This window comes from Bacillus sp. TH19 (genome assembly GCF_016651075.1).
In the GTDB taxonomy this organism is placed as follows: domain Bacteria; phylum Bacillota; class Bacilli; order Bacillales; family Bacillaceae_G; genus Bacillus_A; species Bacillus_A mycoides.
This window is the reverse complement of the sequence record NZ_JAEKEO010000007.1, coordinates 1,001,149-1,019,205: the sequence shown is the minus strand read 5'-3', so window position 1 is coordinate 1,019,205 and position 18,057 is coordinate 1,001,149. Positions and strand designations below refer to the sequence as shown.

The following is an 18,057-nucleotide window of genomic DNA, read 5'->3' as shown; positions in this document are numbered from 1 at the left end:
CCTTCCCTTACGCTCGTTTGAATTGTTGTAAGAAACGTACATCATTTGTATAGAAATGACGAATGTCATCTACGCCGTATTTCAACATTGCGATACGCTCTGCGCCCATACCGAATGCGAAACCTTGATATTCTTTTGAATCATAACCAGCCATTTCAAGTACGTTCGGGTGAACCATACCTGCGCCTAAAATTTCGATCCAACCAGTCCCTTTACAAGTGCCACAACCTTTACCGTGACACATCATACAAGAAATATCCATCTCTACAGACGGCTCTGTGAATGGGAAGAAACTTGGACGAAGACGAATTTCACGATCTTCACCGAACATCTTTTTCACGAATACTTGCAGTGTACCTTTTAAGTCACTCATGCGAATGTTTTTATCAATTACAAGACCTTCAATTTGCATGAATTGGTGTGAATGCGTTGCATCATCGTCATCGCGGCGATACACTTTACCAGGACAAATAATTTTAATCGGTCCTTTTTCTTTATTCTTTTCCATCGTACGTGCTTGCACAGAAGATGTATGTGTACGTAGTAACGTTTCTTCTGTAATGTAGAATGTATCTTGCATATCACGCGCTGGGTGATCTTTCGGTAAGTTTAATGCTTCGAAGTTGTAGTAGTCTTTTTCTACTTCTGTGCCTTCAGCTACTTCATAACCCATACCGATGAATACATCTTCAATTTGTTCAACAACTGCTGTTAACGGATGGTGACAACCTGTTTCAACAGGACGACCTGGCAGTGTAACATCAATTGTTTCAGTAGCTAATTTCGCCTCAATTACTGCTTTTTCTAAGTTACCAATTTTGTCTTCTAGACGCGTTTGAATCGCTTCACGTACTTCATTTACTAATGCTCCCATACGTGGACGCTCTTCTGCTGATAATTTTCCCATGCCGCGTAATACTTCTGTAATTGGACCTTTTTTCCCTAAATACGCTACGCGTACGTCGTTTAAGCCCTTTAGCTCTTTCGCTTCTTCAATAAGCTCTAACGCTTTTTGCTTTAGCTCTTTTAAACGTGCTTCCATTTGGAACCCTCCTAATTTTAAAAATAAAAAAACCCCGCTCCCAAAAAGGGACGAGGTAAATTCGCGGTACCACCCTAAATTGACAGAACAAGTCTGCCCACTCATTAGTTATAACGATCAATTCTGACCGGAACGCCTTTACATATAAATGGTCCTGGCGCCAACTCCAGAGGTGAATTCACTTCCATCTACCATAAGAATGCTTTCAGTCTACGGCACTCTCTCCCTATATGGCGATTTTGTAAGCTACTCTTCTCTATCAACGTTTTTCATTAATATACTTTTATTATATGTTCAAAAAAGTTCGATACTCATTTCACCACTTTTTTATGAACATGTACTTCAACTTATTATAAGAAGTTTTTTATCGATTCGCAACTGGGCTTTGTAAATAATACGTTAAAATCCCTGCTGCAACCGCAACATTTAATGATTCTGCCCCGCCGTAAATCGGAATATACAAGTTTTGATCACTTTTCGCAAGAATTTCTGGGCGTACGCCGCTTCCTTCATTCCCTACAATTAATGCAAAACTTCCAGCCGGGGTTACTTCACCAAATGGAACTCCATTTTCAAGAGCTGTTCCATATACAGGGACGTTATTTTCTTTTAACTTGTCTACCCATTCTTCTAAGTTCCCTTTCACAACCGGTAAGTGGAAAATAGAACCTTGTGTAGATCGTAGTACTTTACTATTATAAACATCAACGCACCCTTCTCCAAGCACAACGGCATGAATACCCGCTGCATCCGCTGTACGAATAATCGTTCCCAAATTACCTGGGTCTTGAAGGCCGTCTAATAAAAGAAATTTCCCATCAGTAAGAGCTACTTCTTTCTCATGTTTCTCACAAACAGCAAATACACCTTGCGTTGTTTCTGTTTCGCGAAGTACTTTTACAATTGCTTCAGGCACAATATACATTTCAACATCATTAACTGTCCAATCTTTCGGAAGATCTGTCTGATCTGAAACGATAAGTTCTGTTACAACTCCTGCCTTTAACGCTTCCTCTACTAAATGGAATCCTTCTACAAAAAATAAAGCTTTGTTATCGCGCTCTTTTTTCGTCTGCAGCTTTTTCCACTGCTTCACACGCGGGTTTTGTACTGAATCAATGTTTTTCATAATATGTACTTCCCTCTCTTCTTGTCTTATCATTATAGCCTATTTTTCATACATATTTACATAAAAAAGAACAAAAACTAACGTCAGTTTCAATTCTGAAGAAGAGGTGAAGATAATGAGTTTTAATTTACGCGGCGCGGTATTAGCGAATGTATCTGGAAATTCACAAGATCAATTACAAGAAACGATTGTCGATGCAATTCAAAGCGGTGAAGAAAAAATGCTTCCAGGTCTTGGCGTTTTATTCGAAGTCATTTGGAAAAATGCTGATGAAAATGAAAAACACGAAATGTTAGGAACACTGGAGCAAGGATTAAAAAAATAAGCAATAAAAGGTCACCTTAGAAAAAAAACTAAGGTGACCTTTTATGTCTATAAAATTTTTCTTCTCCTAAACATTTCTACTTTACTAACGCTACCCCGATGGAGTACAATGTTCAAAATACATTTAAACCGATCGATTTTTCTTCATGTACATCATTAGATAAAAGGAGTGAATGTTTTATGCAACGTATTACGCTTGAACAAGTTTTTAAACATCACATTACACAAAAATATGTAAACCGTTCTGGAATGGTCCACGCGATTGCTGTCGCTTACCATGCGTTTCACTTAGCCAAAAAGCATCACGCCTCAGTCGATGCTGCGACAAAGGCTGGCTTCCTTCATGATATCGGACATCATACGTGGTACACAGGCGGCGAATGGGACTATGACTTGTATAAAAAGAATGATATACATGCGATTAAAGGGGCAGAAAGATCTCATAAATTGCTTATTAGATTAGGAGAACATCCTAAACTAGCAAAAGAAATTTCTATTGCGATTCTTCTTCATACAGATTCTTTCTTAGTACAGCAAGAAATTGAAAGAACATCTCTTCAAAACATTATTAAATGGGCAGACGAAGCAGATGAAGAACCGGGCGGAGCGCACCATTATAGAACGATTTCTTACGAAAAAGCATTGAAAGCTATTCAGCAATTAGACCGATTGGTAGAGCGTGAATTACAAATAGAGCAAAAGAAATTGAATGACAAGGCAGAACATAGTTATCAATGAGAAAGAGGCATCACTATAGGGTGATACCTCTTTTATTATTTTGCGAAAAATACACCTTTGTATGTAATATTTAAATGTTACACCCAAAAGCAAAATACTTTATAATTAAATATACAAATATAAAGAGGTGATTTTACAAATGCAACCCGCTACACAACTTTCTAATGAACAGAAATACTCTATGTCATGGGGACAATTTATTAGCTCCGTTTTATTCGCTTTTTTCGGAACCGGACTTATTACTGTGTTCCTCGCAATGCCCTTAACAATTTATACAGCCGGTCTTACAGATAAAAAACAAATTGCCCTGTATGAATCTATTGCAAATACTGCAAGTATCGTATTACAACTAGCCGTGTTGTTATTCTTCATTTTCAAATTTGAACCCGCAAAAAAATTACTACTAAAATCTTTTAACTTTAAAGTACTTAAAGAATGGCGTACATACGTATACTTACTTCTTTTCTTCGCTATAAACATTATACTCAATTACATCTTGTTAAATTATGTGTTCCAAGACGCAACAAAGCAGCAATCTTCCGCGCTAAACTTAGACGTTTTTAAGCAGTATCAAATATTATTACTTCTCGGCTTCGCTATACTCACACCAATTTTTGAAGAACTTATTTTCCGTGGCTTTATACTTCGCTTCTTCTCAGAGCGCTTTCCATTTTGGATTGCAGCCATTTTAACAAGCTTCTTCTTCGGTATCACTCATACATACTCACTTGGAGTAATGGTAATTACTTTCTTCATGGGATTATTAATGGCTATTTTATGTAAAAAAACAAAATCCATTATTCCAGCTATGTTATTTCATATTATGAATAATATGTTAGCATTCTTGAGTTAGAAAGAGGTGTCATCGCGATACCTCTTTTATTAATTCGTATCATCACTTCTCATTTCTATCAATTTATACATATTTATTAATAATATCCAAAATAAACCTCATGTAGTAAAATATAACTCATCACCATAGAAGGAGATTATTTATGTCGAGCTTACTTTGGATTTTTTATATGCCACTTCTTGTTTTATGCGGATTTTTCGGTGGTATTTTTTTAATTATTACTAGCATTAAACATCTTAAATTATTTGTGGGTTTAATGGGGCTACTTATCCTATCTTTTGTCACACTACCTTTTGTTTTTTGGGGCATGGGGGTGAATAGCGATACGATCCTCCCTATTTCAACTACTTTATACTGGATACTGTTTTCTTTAACTGGATTATTGGCAGGATTAAATGGATTACAGGCAAAGATTAAAAGTATACGTAATATGGGATTCATTATTTTTATCGCTGGCATATTAGGGGTTATTTTCTGGGTACTTATGTCTGTAGGGGATTCATTCTATATATAATATTTTATCGGAGGTAATACAGAAGTGTTTGGAATATTAACTTGGATGGTTTTGGCTCTTACTTTGATGTTATGCCAATTCATCGTTGGCATTTTTTTAATTATTGCTGGCATTAAATATCGTAAATCACTTACTATTATTGCTGGTTTGATTAGCATATCGCTTATCGTTGTTCCTATCATTTGTATAGGTTTTGGAATAGATTTAGAGGGGATGCTTCCAATTTCAGGAACTTTATATTGGTGTTTCTTCTCTTTAGCTGGACTATTAGCTATTATAGGCGGAAGACAAATATCCAGCATTCGTGCTATGGGAACAATTTTGTTTATAACAGGGCTGTGCTCCGTAGCTGGTTATCATTTTTTATATCTCACTCTTTAAAAAGACAAAAAAGCAGGGAAATTAATTCCCTGCTTTTCTATTTGGTTTATTGCCTGATGGTAAGAAGAACGATAACACCCAAGCAATACCTGCGAGTATTGTTGCAATTAAGAAGGCATCGTTAATACCGTTAATTGCAGATAGCTTTGAAATTTGTCCGAATAATAGTTGTGTACTCATCGCATCTCCTGCTTGAGCTGATCCGGCTAATGCCGCTAAGCTTTGGCCCATACCGTGTACTTTATCAACTAAAATCGGGTTTGACGTTGTTAACATATTGCCGTAATCCGCTACGTGAGCAGTAGTTTGTTGCGTCATAAGCGTGATTAATATCGCTGTTCCAATTGAACCAGCTACTTGTCTTGACGTATTTTGCGTTGCTGTACCGTGAGAAATTAATTTCATCGGCAGTGCATTCATACCAGCTGTCATAATTGGCATCATAATGAATGACATACCAATTGAGCGTATAATATAATCCGTCATAATAACGCTATACGGTGTATCCATCGATAACGTTGTAAATTTATATGTCGCAAATGTTGTAATGGCTAATCCGACAATTGCTAACGGACGAATACCATACTTATCAAATAGTTTACCTGCAACTGGTCCCATGATCCCCATAATTAATGATCCTGGAAGTAATAATAAACCAGATTCCATCGGTGTAAAACCGCGAATGTTTTGCAAGTATACTGGAAGTAATAACATACCTCCGAATAAGGCCATCGTTACAATCGCATTAATTACTAATGTGAAAGTGAACGTCGGATATTTAAACACTTGTAAATCAAGCATTTTATTGTCTGTTGTTAACTCTCTCCAAATAAATACAGCTAAACCAACGACACCGATGATAAGTGTTATAACAACTTCTGCACTAGTCCAGCCATTATTTCCAGCTTCACTAAATCCGTACAGTAAGCTACCTAGTCCAATACTTGAACTAATAACACCGAATACATCTAACTTTGTTTTAGACACTGGCTGAGCTAGTGTAAAGAATTTCAAAGATAAGAACGTAATAATTAAACCGATAACAAACATCCCATAGAACATTAAGTTCCAGCTATAGTTTTCAATTACCCAACCTGTTACAGTTGGTCCGATAGCTGGTGCTAAAATCATCGCTACCCCAAGTAACCCCATAGCTGCTCCGCGTTTATTAGGCGGGAATAATGTCATGAAGATATTCATACCAACTGGCATTAAAATACCTGCACCAACCGCTTGAACAACACGGCCTGTCATCATCATTGTAAAGTTTCCTGATGTAGCACAAATGATAGATCCTACAGTGAAGAATAACATTGCTGCTATGAATAATTTACGATACGTAAATCGTGAAACTAAAAATGCACTGATTGGTACTAAAATCCCGTTTACAAGCATGAAGCCTGTAATTAACCATTGTGCTGTTGAAGTTGATACGTTAAATTCATTCATTAATGGAGGCAGTGCAACATTAATGATCGTTTGGTTTAAAATAGAAACGAACATACCGAGAATTAATACAGCTACAACTGCCTTTACATTCACATTCTCTACCGGCAATTGTCTCTTCAGCATTTCTTTTTCCTGTTTTACTTGCTCTTGCTTCCCTGTTTCTAATTCCACTACGTTAGAAGCTTCTGTTTCTTGTTTTTGTTCAAGTTCTTTCTCTACTGTTTCTGCTTGACTTACTTCTATCTTACTTACGGCTGGGACTTGTTCTTCTCCCACATTCGTTTTTTTCTTTCGTAAAAGACGATTTACAAGGAAGAAGACGATTATACAAAATAGTGCATATCCTACAATTGCAATTGAGGACATCTCATCTCCCCCTTACTTATGAATACGAACTGACACATTCATTCCAGGAACAATATTTACTGATTTACTATGATCTAAAGAAACTTTAACTGGTACAACTTGCTTTACTTTCGTATAGTTCGCTGTTGCGTTACTTGATGGTAACATCGAGAATGTATTCGCTGTTGTTAATCCAACTTGTTCTACTTTTCCCGTTAACGTTGTATCTGGGTATGCGTCTACATACACATCTACCGTTTGGCCTTTTTGAACATCATCAATATTTGTTTCTTCAATATTTGCTGTTACCCATAAATTGCTCATATCAAATGCATAAGCAATTGGGCTACCTGCCCCAACGAACGCATTAGTTGTTGCATTTGATTGTACAACTGTTGCATTTTGCGGAATTGTTACATCTACTGTTTGCTCACCATTTGCTCCTGCTACAGTAACCGCACCTAATTTATCGTTCTCATTGTAATTTTTTCCGACTTCAGCTTTCCAGTCTGTTAATTTACCTGCTACTGGTGATGCAATTGGGATTACTTTCCCATCAATCTTTGCATTTTCTGTTTTTAAATAGTTTTCCGATTGATTGTAATAGTAATAACCGCCAATACCGCCGCCAACTAATACAATTAATGTGATAATGTTGATAATTACCATTCTTCGAAACTGATTCATTGCATTCCTCTCCTTATATCGCATATAATTTTTTTCTAAACTATTTACATCCTTAGTGTTTATATTGTTTAATTGTTAATTATATTAACCTTTAAACAAAAAAAGCACACCTTTTACGACGCAAACTATGTTTTGTCTGCATCCTAGCGGTGCTGATTTCTAAAGGACTATCGTTTATAATTATAAATAATTATCCCGAATCTACAACCAACAATTTAAACCTATATGTTGTTTAAACAACATTACACTATACATGTGTTGTTTAAGGTTAAAAAATTAAACGAGGTGAAGTAAAAATGTCTATTAAAAATACAAATGATCCACGTGTAAAACGAACGAGACAACTCATACAGGATGCTTTTGTCGCTTTAGTAGGCGAAAAGGGCTTCGAAAATGTAACTGTGCAACATATCGCGGAACGCGCTCCTGTAAATCGTGCTACATTTTATAGCCATTACCATGATAAATATGATTTATTAGAAAAAAGCATAGAAGAAATGTTAGAAAAACTAGCTGCAGTAATTAAACCACAAAATCGAAATAAAGAAGATTTTCAGCTCACTTTTGATTCACCGCATCCAACTTTTTTAGCTTTGTTTGAGCATATCGCAGATAATACTAATTTCTATAACGTTATGCTCGGCGATAAGGCAGCTGGAAACTATTCTTATAAAATGATGAAAACAATTCAAACACATTTAACATTAAGCCTATCTATTTCCCAGCCAGATGATGAAGACCTTATGGTCCCTCGTGATATTCTTATTAGTTATGTTACAGGCGCTCATATCGGAATGATTATGTCATGGTTAAAAAGAGGCATGATTTATACCCCACATTTCATGGCAATGCAATTAACTCGCTTAATTATTTTAGGAGCTCATACTGCAGCAGGATTAGAAAGACCGTTTTAAAAATGAAAAAAGCGAAGGAGGTTATCCTTCGCTTTTTTCTATTAATTAAATGTAATGTTATGTACAGCCTCTTTATCAAGACGTTTAATAACTTCTACAATTAACTTCACTGCGTTTTCATAATCATCACGATGTAACATCGCTGCATGAGAATGAATGTAGCGTGTCGCAATCGTAATTGCCATAGATGGGATACCATTTACAGAAATGTGAATTGCTCCTGCGTCCGTTCCCCCGCCCGCTACAGAATCATACTGATATGGAATTTGTAATTCATCCGCAACATCAACAACGAAATCACGTAAACCTGTATGACCAATAACAGAAGCATCATATAGAATGATCTGCGGACCATCACCCATTTTACTTTGTGCTTCTTTTGCCGTTACACCTGGTGTATCACCAGCAATACCTACATCTACTGCGAATGCGATATCTGGCTTAATATAGTTTGCAGATGTTTTCGCACCACGAAGACCAACTTCTTCTTGTACAGTCCCAACGCCGTATACAACGTTTGGATGCTTTTCATCTTTTAATTGTTTTAATACGTCAATTGCAATTGCACAACCAATTCGGTTATCCCATGCTTTTGCAAGTAACATCTTTTCATTCTTCATCACTTGGAATTCGAAGTACGGTACAACTTGATCTCCTGGTCGTATGCCCCACTCCATCGCTTCTTCTTGGCTAGAAGCACCAATATCGATGAACATGTCTTTAATTTCAACTGGCTTTTTACGAGCTTCTGGAGGTAAAATGTGCGGTGGTTTTGAACCAATTACACCTGTTACATCTCCTTTACGCGTTACAATCGTTACGCGCTGTGCAAGCATAACCTGCGACCACCAGCCACCCACCGTTTGGAAACGAAGGAAGCCTTTGTCATCAATTTGCGTAATCATAAATCCGACTTCATCTAAATGACCTGCAACCATAATTTTCGGGCCGTTTTCTTCCCCAACTTTTTTCGCAACTAAACTTCCTAAATTGTCAGTAGAAAGTTCATCTGCAAACGGCTCAATATATTTCTTCATTACTTCACGTGGTTCGCGCTCGTTACCCGCAATACCGCGTGCGTCTGTTAATTCTTTTAGCATTGTCAATGTCTCGTCTAATTTTATCATTGCCAACACCCTCCTTTTTCTTCAGTCACTTTATTATACAAAAGGAAATTGAAATATTCAAAAATTAAATTAGTATCCTTGTGTTTGACGCTGATGATTTACTTCATTTTTATCTAAATATGCTTTTTCAATTTCATCTTGTTCAAATTCAAGCGCTTGTCCAAGGCGAAGATAGCTTGTAAATAGTTCAATATAGTTCGTAATAGAAGGTTGATCTGTAAAACGAATTACTTTCGCATATGTGTCTAAGAAAATTTCCACTTGTGTTTTATTCGTTTGCGCACATTTATAGAATAAGAAGTTTTTATCAATTCCTAAATCGATTCCGATTGATAAAATAAAATGTAAACCATCTACGTATTCTTCTAATATTACTTCACGTTCTGAAGCTGGTTTATTGCTCCAATATTTAAAACAACGTGTTTCATTTGCAAGTTCTCCAATTTCTACAAGAAGAGCTAACATTTTTTCTTTTAACAATTTTTTCGGTTGTAAGTCATGTTCTTTCACAATACGGTCATCTAATTCTTTTTGTAATTTAAATAGTTGTAGTAAGTCCATTCTATTGTCCTCCTCCAACATCGCATTTTCCGCAACAATGTTGTTTCATCTCAAAGTTCATTATTATTTTTCGTTTCTTATTAACAAGTCAGCTACCTACATCTTTATAAAGATAGCTTGTCCTTAATTTGCAAATACGTTTCAATCATCACTCATATATTGTTCACTTGATGAAAGCTCCATATCATCTTTCCATTATAGCAGTGTCGTTTCTGCTAGGAAAGATGCACTTCTCACGAATGAGTTCAAATAAAAAAAGTCAGGAGGATTCTCCTGACTTTATATATATATTCTTTTATATCGCTATAGCTTTTATATTGATTTTGTCCTATCGATAACGACACATCCGTTAATCTTTCCTACTTTCATGTAAAAGCCTCCTCGTTATCGTTACAAAACTTCTTACAAGCACATCTTAATATACTTGAGCAAGAAATAACGATAATAAGTGGAGGATTTTACAATAAATGTAAATAAAAAAACCTTAGAAGAAAATCTTCTAAGGTTTTAAACAATTAGTTAATGTTGTTTTTTGCAACTGTTGCTAATTCAGCGAAAGCTTTTTCGTCATGAACAGCTAAGTCAGCAAGCATCTTGCGGTTAACTTCGATGCCAGCATTTTTTAAACCGTGCATTAAGCGGCTGTAAGAAAGACCATTCATACGAGCTGCTGCGTTGATACGTGTAATCCATAATTTACGGAAGTCACGTTTCTTTTGACGACGGTCACGGAATGCATACATTAGAGATTTCATAACCTGTTGGTTAGCAACCTTAAATAATGTACTCTTAGAACCGTAGTAACCTTTTGCTAATTTTATAACTTTTTTACGACGTTGACGAGTAACTGTACCACCTTTTACTCTTGGCATAATATTACCTCCTAGTTTGTTCTATATATCAGCCGAACTTATTTTAAGTTGTCAAGCATTTGACGAATGCGTTTGAAGTCACCAGCGCTAACTACACCAGCTTTACGTAGTTTACGTTTAGCTTTTGTAGATTTGTTAGCGAATAAATGGCTTGTGTAAGCGTGAGAACGCTTCAGTTTACCAGATCCAGTCTTTTTGAAACGCTTTGCAGCGCCGCGATGAGTTTTTTGTTTAGGCATAGGTATTTCCTCCTCTATCTATTACTTATCGTTTTTCGGTGCTAAAACTAAGAACATACTACGTCCTTCCATTTTAGGCTTAGATTCAATTGTACTAACTTCAGCACAAGCTTCTGAGAAGCGATCTAAAACACGTTGACCGATTTCTTTATGAGTAATGGCACGTCCTTTAAAGCGAATTGACGCTTTAACCTTGTCGCCTTTCTCTAAAAACTTGACAGCATTACGAAGTTTTGTGTTAAAGTCATGTTCATCAATTGTTGGACTTAAACGAACTTCTTTCATGCTAATTACTTTTTGATTTTTGCGCTGTTCTTTTTCTTTCTTCTGTTGCTCAAAGCGGAATTTACCGTAGTCCATAATGCGGCATACTGGTGGTTTCGCATTTGGAGCAACCAATACTAAATCAAGATTAAGACCTGCAGCTAAGTCTAAAGCGTCATTACGAGACTTGATTCCAAGTTGATCGCCGTTTGCGCCAACTAAGCGTACTTCACGTGCACGAATTTGCTCGTTAATCATCATATCCTTGCTAATAGTAAGCCACCTCCAAGGTTTTCTTAGAATACGTTTTGCAATTGTAGAACCCGAATAAAAAAAGTGCGGGCACACGGCACCCACACTTGTAATATCTTTAGTAAGAAATACATTTACCTGCTAACTGCGAATGCGTCCATCAGGTGAGAAGCGGGTGCTTCTACTTGTCAAAACCATATTCTATTATCCTTGATGAGTTTATCATAGGACATGACGTCTGTCAAGAAGACGCGATGTGTTTTACTAACAACAAGAAATATTGTAACAAACAACCAGCATACTTGCAATACTTTTTTATGATAAGTATTGTTTGGTTATTTTTTCTAGATTTTCTTTTTTATAATACATAAAAAAGCCGCGGTATACCGCGGCTCTTTCTTATCGTTTTCCTTCTACCTTAATCATGTCAACAAACGCATCTAATGCGATTGTTTCTGATTTTTGTTCACCATATTTACGTACGTTAACGCCATTTTCAGTAACTTCATTGTCACCTACTACAAGCATGTACGGAATCTTTTGCATTTGTGCTTCACGGATTTTGTAACCAATTTTCTCTTCACGAGTGTCTAATTCAACACGGATACCAGCACGTCGTAATTCATCTTGTACTTTCTTCGCATATTCTAAATGTACTTGCGGAGAAACTGGAATTACTTGCGCCTGAACTGGAGCTAACCAAGTTGGGAATGCGCCTTTGTATTCTTCAATTAAGAAGGCTACGAAACGTTCCATAGTTGATACAACACCACGGTGAATTACAACTGGACGATGTTGTTTACCGTCTTCACCAACGTAAGTTAATTCAAAGCGTTCTGGAAGTAAGAAGTCTAATTGTACAGTTGAAAGTGTTTCGTCTTTTCCAAGAGCAGTACGAACTTGAACGTCAAGTTTCGGACCATAGAATGCCGCTTCACCTTCAGCTTCATAGTAATCAAGACCCATTTCATCCATAGCTTCTTTTAACATACCTTGTGCTTTTTCCCACATCTCATCATCAGCATAATACTTTTTAGTATCTGCTGGGTCACGATAAGATAGACGGAATGAATAGTTTTCTAAACCGAAATCTTTGTACACTTCTAACGTTAAGTTTACAACACGTTTTAATTCTTCTTTAATTTGATCTGGACGAACGAAAATGTGCGCATCATTTAAAGTCATTCCGCGTACACGTTGTAATCCAGATAATGCTCCAGACATTTCATAGCGGTGCATTGTTCCAAGTTCCGCAATACGGATTGGTAATTCACGGTAGCTGTGAATATCATTTTTATAAACCATCATATGGTGAGGGCAGTTCATTGGACGAAGAACTAACTCTTCATTATCCATTTCCATTGATGGGAACATGCCATCACGGTAATGGTTCCAGTGACCAGAAGTTTCATAAAGCTCTCTACTTCCTAATACTGGAGTGTATACGTGATCATAGCCTAAGCTTGCTTCTTTATCAACGATGTAACGCTCGATAATACGGCGAATTGTTGCACCTTTTGGTAACCAAAGTGGTAAACCTTGTCCTACTTTTTGGCTATTAGTAAATAGTTTTAACTCTTTACCTAATTTACGGTGATCGCGCTCTTTCGCTTCTTCAAGCATACGTAAGTGCTCATCTAATTCTGCTTTCTTAACGAATCCAGTACCGTAAATACGTTGTAACATTTTATTATTGCTATCGCCGCGCCAGTAAGCACCAGCAACACTTAATAATTTAAACACTTTAATCTTCCCTGTAGATGGAAGGTGAACACCACGGCAAAGGTCGAAGAATTCGCCTTGCTCATAGATTGAAATAACTGCATCTTCTGGAAGATCGTTAATTAAATCTAATTTTAACTCATCGCCGATTTCTTCAAAGCGACGAAGTGCTTCTGCACGTGGCACTTCATGACGAACGATTTCTAAGTTTTCGTTCACGATTTTTTGCATTTCTTTTTCGATTTTTTTGAAGTCTTCAACTGTAATTGCTTCTTCCATATCAATATCGTAGTAGAAGCCATTTTCGATTACTGGACCAATGCCAAGCTCAAGCTTAACATCTTTATATAAACGTTTTAACGCTTGTGCTAAAAGGTGAGCTGTTGAGTGGCGTAAAATATATAAGCCATCTTCAGAATCTAATGTAATAATAGAAACTGCACCATCTTCTTCGATTGGTGTAACAAGATCGATCATCTCATCGTTTAATTTTCCAGCCACAGCTTTTTTCTTTAAGCCTGGGCTAATAGAAGCTGCGATTTCTTCAGTTGTTACTCCTTTTGGAAACTCCTTCACAGCTCCATCAGGGAAAGTAATTTTAACTACATCTGCCATCACTGGTCACTCCTCTTTTTTTTCAAAATAAAAAACACTCATCCCATAAAAAGGGACGAGTGTTGAATTCGTGGTTCCACCCTTGTTCCAATTAACCTTATTGTTAATTGCTCAAGTTCAACATAACGGTGTTGTCCGTTAGCAATTACTAGAAAAACGTTCACTGCTAAAGTTTAGAGGTGGTAAGTAATTATCCCGTACTAGGAAGCTCACACCCTAAGGCTTCCCTCTCTGAAAATCGTAGAAAACTACCCATGTCCTCATCATAACATTTCAATATATTTCATTTATGTAGGTAATTATATGCTCAAAAACTTAGAAAATCAAGGGCGTTACCTTTATTTTTTAAATTTTTCACATTGCGCTCAAATTCATGTAATCCATGTAGTTGCACTCGTTCCTGAAATACATTTCGCAAAGTAATAATCATATTATGATCTTGTTCTTTCGTATATAAATAAATCTTTTTCGGCGAAATAGAAAGAAGTGGTGCAATTACTTTCGTATCGATATATACATCCTGTTTCTTTAATAATTCTTCATCTATATATTGAACCAATTTCTCCTGTTTTAAACGCCTACCTTTATCATCATAGAAAATAAAACTTTCATCAAAAATAAGATGTACACAGGACAAACGTGATTTCCGGCTACTTACTTGTTGGCGAAGTGTCTCAATGAATATTTGGTATTCCTGCTCCATCTTATACTCATCAATTGCAACTTCAGCAAGCTTAGTTACCATTTCCCTATATGTACGAAGACGAAAACGAACGTATGATGAAAACGAGAATGAGAGCGGATCACAAAGCCAATCACTCAAAGACGACGCAATATAAGATTCAAATTTTTGACGTGTTAAATCACTAGCTACTCCTTTTCTTCTTTCCTTTAAAATCTCATGTGCCATATGCAATATTTGATGACACTCTTCTTGTTCTTCATAAAAAAACTTTTCCTTTAAAATGGTATGAATCCATTCATTTTGTTTCACATTCATAATGAAATATAGTAATACTGGCAATAAAATCTTTTCAATATAATTTGATTCACATAATGGTATATGAATAACAACCTTTTGTTCGTTTAAATATACACTTGTTTCCTTATATAAGGATTCTGTTCTTTTCGTTAGTTGTCTGTATACGTACACAGCATCATTTTTTTCTTCGAAGCAAATTTCAATCACTTTTGTCCCCCCTTTTATCCCCGCTCTAAAGGATTGCATCTATACGTTACAAATCCTATAAGAGTCCGATCTATGGAAGTTCACTCTTAGTAGAAACCTATCTCCCATTGTTAGAACATCCACTCGATATGGCTTGCTAATTTTATATATATTAAGGGAGGGAGAAAAAAATGATACAAGCTACTCTGAAAAAATGATTAAAATAAAGTGAAACTTTAATCATTGGAGGTTTTGTCCATCGTCCACTGATTATTAGCCCGCACCAATCGGGCTTTTACGGGCAGCAGGGCTCCCACCTAACTTCTTTGCTTTACAGCCGAATTTTGAGGTGGGAGTCTTACTGCCCGCCAATAGCGGGATAAAAAAGAGCAAGCTTCTCAGCTCGCTCTTTACTTATTACGACGATTCTTCCCGCCAATTGGGATTGGCTTCGCTAAATATTTAATTCGTTCCATAATACGGGCCGCTTTCATCTCTTCTGCTTCACCGCGCTGTGTATACGTTAAATGATGTTCCAACTGTTTAAAATCAAAGTTAGATGTAAAGAACGTCGGTAAGTTTTCCAACATACGGAATTGCAAGATTGCACCGAGTACATCATCACGTACAAAACTTGACATCGCTTCTGCCCCGATATCATCTAACATTAATACTTGTACACGTTTGACAGCATCAATCTTTCCGCTAATCGAATTATCTTGAATCGAACTTTTGATTTCACGTAAAAATTCAGGGAAGTATACGAGCATCGAACTAATTTTCTTTCGCGCAAGCTCATTTGCAATTGCCCCTAAAAGATACGTTTTCCCTACACCAAATTTACCGTACAAATATAAACCTTGTGCTTTTTTACCTGGTTCGTATGTGTTTAAAAATTCATTCGTTGCACCTATTGCATCAATACGTGCATCTAAATCTGAAGGGTCTAAATTTTCCATAGTTGCCTGCAAAATGTCAACTGGCATATATACACTTTGAACGAGTTTTTCATATTTTTTTCTCTCATCATATGCTACTTTTCTAATACAACGATCGTATTGAATATCAATCATCTTACCTTGAATGACGAGCTTCGGCTCATATCCTTGTAGCATATTTTTACATGAGCCTAAATCTGGACAATCCGCACACCCTACACTTTGTCCAATATATTCATATAACTTCACAAGACTTCGTTCAATCATAGAAGTCGTTACTTCACCTTTATGCTCGTCTATAAATTCTTTCACACGAGGGTGCGCCATCACTTCTGCCTTTAAGACCTCATATCTATTTTTAAAGTTTTTATTTTCCATTAATTTCGTAAATGAATTTTGAATATGCTCCATTTTCTCACCTCAAAGAGCGTTCATTTTCTTTTATTAATCACGCTTATATTTTTTCAATACTTCTTCTAATCGTTTCCGTTCATCTTCTAACGTACTTGCATCTTTTTTCGCACTTACGTCATTTTTTACAGGTTCTTTCTCTTCTTCTTTCGACTCTTCTTTAAGCCAATCTGGTACCATTTCTTTTCGCACTGTTTTCTTCGCTGTACGACCTTTTTTCTTCGTCTCAGCCCACTCTTGATATTGACGATTCTCTTCTTTCGCTAGCGCCATCGCCTCGCCTACTGTACCGACCTTTTTTCGCGCCCAATGTCCAGCAATCTTCTCGACATACGTTTTAGCAAGCTTCATATCTGAGCGTAGCATAACGTAATAAATAAGTACATTCACAACCCCTGGCGTTAACTTTTGATTTATCATTACATCCTCAACGATTTGCAAGTCCGCTTTCGTCGCCTCTGCACCGCCTGAAATCTCTTTCAATAGTTGTTTTGGCGAGATTTCCTCTAACTGTTTCATTAGCATCTCTTCTTGCGTAGATGGCTCTTTCTCTTTCATTGTACGAGCAGCATGAGGTTGCACTCTTTCACTTAATACAGGTAACGCTTGACCATTTTCGAATTGATACCAATCGCGTGCTCCCTTCCGAAGCCTTTCGATATCAATTGTTTGCACTTCTGTCACTGCGCCAAGAACGATATTTTGCATCGATAACACATCCACACCGTACACATAAGCGAGTGTAATAACACATTCTCTCACTTGATCTGTAATCGCCTTTTTAGGAACAAGGGCTGATAGTCCGTCTACAAATAAAGAGAAATCAAAGAAATCGTTCCAAACTTTCGGAGCATCCCCATTCTCGTTACTTGGCATAATTGTCGTTTTCGGGATACGCAGTTCTTCTTGCGCATATTCAAACTGACCTGGGTTAAACGAATCAAATATATCGTTGAAGGAGCGCGTAACATTTTCATAAGAAGCAAAATCGAATTCTTCTTCTAAGAAATATTGCTTTACTTGGTTGTATTTTGTCCGACTCAAGCGATTATATAAAAAGATACTTAAAACAATATCATCAAAAAACTGCTTCGGAGATAAAGGTGGTTGCAATTCATATATAAACATCCGAATATCTTTTTCTTTCTTAATATATACATTTAAAAGACCAATCGCTTCTAACTTTACTCGTTCCCCATATATTTCAGGAAGTTGCATTTGCATAGTCACCATAAGGGAGTGATGTGTATTCTCTTTTCCAAACACACGATCTTGCTCTAACTCTCCCCATAGTGTCATGTATAAGCTAAAAGCTCTACTACCTATTAACGGCTGATACAACATCGTTAATACTTTCCGGTCGTAATTATGTAACAACCCTTTCGCACTTACTTTATAACGATCAATCGGCAATAGCTCCATCCATGACTGTTTTTCCATTCTTGCTTTTCCTTTCTCTCATCCAATCTAGCCTACATTTCACTCGTTCTATCTTTATTATATAATTTATTA

19 protein-coding genes and 3 other annotated features are annotated in these 18,057 nt (G+C 36.6%); of the genes, 6 read left to right on the top strand and 13 right to left on the bottom strand.

The window, feature by feature from the left end; translation table 11 throughout:
- Positions 1-7: 7 nt before the first annotated feature.
- Both pheS and JFU54_RS09045 read right to left on the bottom strand, forming a co-directional pair.
- Positions 8-1,042: a phenylalanine--tRNA ligase subunit alpha gene (gene pheS, locus JFU54_RS09050; RefSeq protein WP_002015457.1), complete on the bottom strand. Its 1,035-nt coding sequence runs from the start codon at positions 1,040-1,042 to the stop codon at positions 8-10.
- 43 nt (positions 1,043-1,085) lie between these two features.
- Positions 1,086-1,314: a binding site (T-box leader), on the bottom strand.
- Positions 1,315-1,406: 92 nt separating this feature from the next.
- Positions 1,407-2,204, bottom strand: a complete 798-nt coding sequence (locus tag JFU54_RS09045) for a TrmH family RNA methyltransferase (RefSeq protein ID WP_201064282.1) — start codon at positions 2,202-2,204, stop codon at positions 1,407-1,409.
- A gap of 82 nt (positions 2,205-2,286) precedes the next feature.
- On the opposite strand from JFU54_RS09045, the gene sspI reads away from it, so the two are divergent.
- The 5 genes from sspI to JFU54_RS09020 all read left to right on the top strand — a co-directional run bounded on the left by sspI (position 2,287) and on the right by JFU54_RS09020 (position 4,981).
- Positions 2,287-2,496, top strand: coding sequence for a small acid-soluble spore protein SspI (gene sspI / locus JFU54_RS09040; protein ID WP_000009511.1), 210 nt, complete (start codon positions 2,287-2,289; stop codon positions 2,494-2,496).
- A gap of 179 nt (positions 2,497-2,675) precedes the next feature.
- Positions 2,676-3,233: an HD domain-containing protein gene (locus JFU54_RS09035; RefSeq protein ID WP_002143328.1), complete on the top strand. Its 558-nt coding sequence runs from the start codon at positions 2,676-2,678 to the stop codon at positions 3,231-3,233.
- Positions 3,234-3,372: 139 nt separating this feature from the next.
- Positions 3,373-4,086 carry a CPBP family intramembrane glutamic endopeptidase gene (locus JFU54_RS09030; protein WP_201064280.1) on the top strand — a complete coding sequence of 238 codons (714 nt, stop codon included), beginning with the start codon at positions 3,373-3,375 and terminating at the stop codon, positions 4,084-4,086.
- 142 nt (positions 4,087-4,228) lie between these two features.
- The gene (locus JFU54_RS09025) at positions 4,229-4,600 is read left to right on the top strand and encodes a hypothetical protein (RefSeq protein WP_063218383.1); all 372 of its coding nucleotides are present in this window, start codon (positions 4,229-4,231) and stop codon (positions 4,598-4,600) included.
- 24 nt (positions 4,601-4,624) lie between these two features.
- Positions 4,625-4,981, top strand: a complete 357-nt coding sequence (locus JFU54_RS09020) for an ammonia permease (RefSeq protein WP_201064278.1) — start codon at positions 4,625-4,627, stop codon at positions 4,979-4,981.
- 21 nt (positions 4,982-5,002) lie between these two features.
- Here JFU54_RS09020 and JFU54_RS09015 read toward each other — a convergent pair whose 3' ends face one another.
- Positions 5,003-6,796, bottom strand: a complete 1,794-nt coding sequence (locus tag JFU54_RS09015) for a DHA2 family efflux MFS transporter permease subunit (protein ID WP_201064277.1) — start codon at positions 6,794-6,796, stop codon at positions 5,003-5,005.
- A 12-nt stretch (positions 6,797-6,808) separates the two neighbouring features.
- Positions 6,809-7,462, bottom strand: coding sequence for an HlyD family secretion protein (locus tag JFU54_RS09010; protein WP_002143336.1), 654 nt, complete (start codon positions 7,460-7,462; stop codon positions 6,809-6,811).
- A 296-nt stretch (positions 7,463-7,758) separates the two neighbouring features.
- Between JFU54_RS09010 and JFU54_RS09005 the strand changes: the two genes are divergently transcribed.
- On the top strand, positions 7,759-8,376 hold the full coding sequence (locus JFU54_RS09005) for a TetR/AcrR family transcriptional regulator (RefSeq protein ID WP_002015467.1): 618 nt from the start codon (positions 7,759-7,761) through the stop codon (positions 8,374-8,376).
- A 41-nt stretch (positions 8,377-8,417) separates the two neighbouring features.
- Here the strand turns inward: JFU54_RS09005 and JFU54_RS09000 are convergent, their stop codons facing one another.
- The 9 genes from JFU54_RS09000 to JFU54_RS08960 form a co-directional block, all read right to left on the bottom strand.
- A complete protein-coding gene (locus JFU54_RS09000) occupies positions 8,418-9,503 on the bottom strand; it encodes a M42 family metallopeptidase (protein ID WP_002088917.1) in 1,086 nt (361 codons plus the stop codon).
- 69 nt (positions 9,504-9,572) lie between these two features.
- Positions 9,573-10,064: a dUTP diphosphatase gene (locus JFU54_RS08995; RefSeq protein ID WP_002015469.1), complete on the bottom strand. Its 492-nt coding sequence runs from the start codon at positions 10,062-10,064 to the stop codon at positions 9,573-9,575.
- A 515-nt stretch (positions 10,065-10,579) separates the two neighbouring features.
- Positions 10,580-10,936 carry a 50S ribosomal protein L20 gene (rplT, locus tag JFU54_RS08990; protein ID WP_001138364.1) on the bottom strand — a complete coding sequence of 119 codons (357 nt, stop codon included), beginning with the start codon at positions 10,934-10,936 and terminating at the stop codon, positions 10,580-10,582.
- A 38-nt stretch (positions 10,937-10,974) separates the two neighbouring features.
- A complete protein-coding gene (gene rpmI / locus JFU54_RS08985; RefSeq protein ID WP_001125945.1) occupies positions 10,975-11,175 on the bottom strand; it encodes a 50S ribosomal protein L35 in 201 nt (66 codons plus the stop codon).
- 21 nt (positions 11,176-11,196) lie between these two features.
- Positions 11,197-11,700, bottom strand: a complete 504-nt coding sequence (gene infC, locus JFU54_RS08980; RefSeq protein ID WP_002015470.1) for a translation initiation factor IF-3 — start codon at positions 11,698-11,700, stop codon at positions 11,197-11,199.
- Between the two features lie 63 nt (positions 11,701-11,763).
- Positions 11,764-11,884, bottom strand: a sequence feature (ribosomal protein L20 leader region).
- Between the two features lie 206 nt (positions 11,885-12,090).
- The gene (thrS, locus tag JFU54_RS08975; RefSeq protein WP_201064273.1) at positions 12,091-14,028 is read right to left on the bottom strand and encodes a threonine--tRNA ligase; all 1,938 of its coding nucleotides are present in this window, start codon (positions 14,026-14,028) and stop codon (positions 12,091-12,093) included.
- 48 nt (positions 14,029-14,076) lie between these two features.
- Positions 14,077-14,304: a binding site (T-box leader), on the bottom strand.
- 31 nt (positions 14,305-14,335) lie between these two features.
- On the bottom strand, positions 14,336-15,217 hold the full coding sequence (gene ytxC / locus JFU54_RS08970; RefSeq protein ID WP_002164999.1) for a putative sporulation protein YtxC: 882 nt from the start codon (positions 15,215-15,217) through the stop codon (positions 14,336-14,338).
- A 389-nt stretch (positions 15,218-15,606) separates the two neighbouring features.
- Positions 15,607-16,545 (bottom strand): primosomal protein DnaI, encoded by a 939-nt coding sequence (dnaI, locus tag JFU54_RS08965; protein WP_002015473.1) that lies wholly within the window; start codon positions 16,543-16,545, stop codon positions 15,607-15,609.
- 33 nt (positions 16,546-16,578) lie between these two features.
- The gene (locus JFU54_RS08960; RefSeq protein ID WP_002015474.1) at positions 16,579-17,985 is read right to left on the bottom strand and encodes a replication initiation and membrane attachment family protein; all 1,407 of its coding nucleotides are present in this window, start codon (positions 17,983-17,985) and stop codon (positions 16,579-16,581) included.
- Positions 17,986-18,057 lie beyond the last annotated feature (72 nt).

What these genes read in the sequence shown, in the direction of transcription:
- JFU54_RS09005 (WP_002015467.1), top strand. Translation starts at nt 7,759, where the DNA reads ATGTCTATTAAAAATACAAATGATCCACGTGTAAAACGAACGAGACAA.
- JFU54_RS09045 (WP_201064282.1), bottom strand. Translation starts at nt 2,204, where the DNA reads ATGATAAGACAAGAAGAGAGGGAAGTACATATTATGAAAAACATTGAT.
- infC (WP_002015470.1), bottom strand. Translation starts at nt 11,700, where the DNA reads ATGATGATTAACGAGCAAATTCGTGCACGTGAAGTACGCTTAGTTGGC.
- JFU54_RS09015 (WP_201064277.1), bottom strand. Translation starts at nt 6,796, where the DNA reads ATGTCCTCAATTGCAATTGTAGGATATGCACTATTTTGTATAATCGTC.
- rplT (WP_001138364.1), bottom strand. Translation starts at nt 10,936, where the DNA reads ATGCCAAGAGTAAAAGGTGGTACAGTTACTCGTCAACGTCGTAAAAAA.
- rpmI (WP_001125945.1), bottom strand. Translation starts at nt 11,175, where the DNA reads ATGCCTAAACAAAAAACTCATCGCGGCGCTGCAAAGCGTTTCAAAAAG.
- sspI (WP_000009511.1), top strand. Translation starts at nt 2,287, where the DNA reads ATGAGTTTTAATTTACGCGGCGCGGTATTAGCGAATGTATCTGGAAAT.
- pheS (WP_002015457.1), bottom strand. Translation starts at nt 1,042, where the DNA reads ATGGAAGCACGTTTAAAAGAGCTAAAGCAAAAAGCGTTAGAGCTTATT.
- JFU54_RS08995 (WP_002015469.1), bottom strand. Translation starts at nt 10,064, where the DNA reads ATGGACTTACTACAACTATTTAAATTACAAAAAGAATTAGATGACCGT.
- JFU54_RS08960 (WP_002015474.1), bottom strand. Translation starts at nt 17,985, where the DNA reads ATGGAAAAACAGTCATGGATGGAGCTATTGCCGATTGATCGTTATAAA.
- dnaI (WP_002015473.1), bottom strand. Translation starts at nt 16,545, where the DNA reads ATGGAGCATATTCAAAATTCATTTACGAAATTAATGGAAAATAAAAAC.
- JFU54_RS09010 (WP_002143336.1), bottom strand. Translation starts at nt 7,462, where the DNA reads ATGAATCAGTTTCGAAGAATGGTAATTATCAACATTATCACATTAATT.
- JFU54_RS09000 (WP_002088917.1), bottom strand. Translation starts at nt 9,503, where the DNA reads ATGATAAAATTAGACGAGACATTGACAATGCTAAAAGAATTAACAGAC.
- thrS (WP_201064273.1), bottom strand. Translation starts at nt 14,028, where the DNA reads ATGGCAGATGTAGTTAAAATTACTTTCCCTGATGGAGCTGTGAAGGAG.
- JFU54_RS09035 (WP_002143328.1), top strand. Translation starts at nt 2,676, where the DNA reads ATGCAACGTATTACGCTTGAACAAGTTTTTAAACATCACATTACACAA.
- JFU54_RS09030 (WP_201064280.1), top strand. Translation starts at nt 3,373, where the DNA reads ATGCAACCCGCTACACAACTTTCTAATGAACAGAAATACTCTATGTCA.
- JFU54_RS09025 (WP_063218383.1), top strand. Translation starts at nt 4,229, where the DNA reads ATGTCGAGCTTACTTTGGATTTTTTATATGCCACTTCTTGTTTTATGC.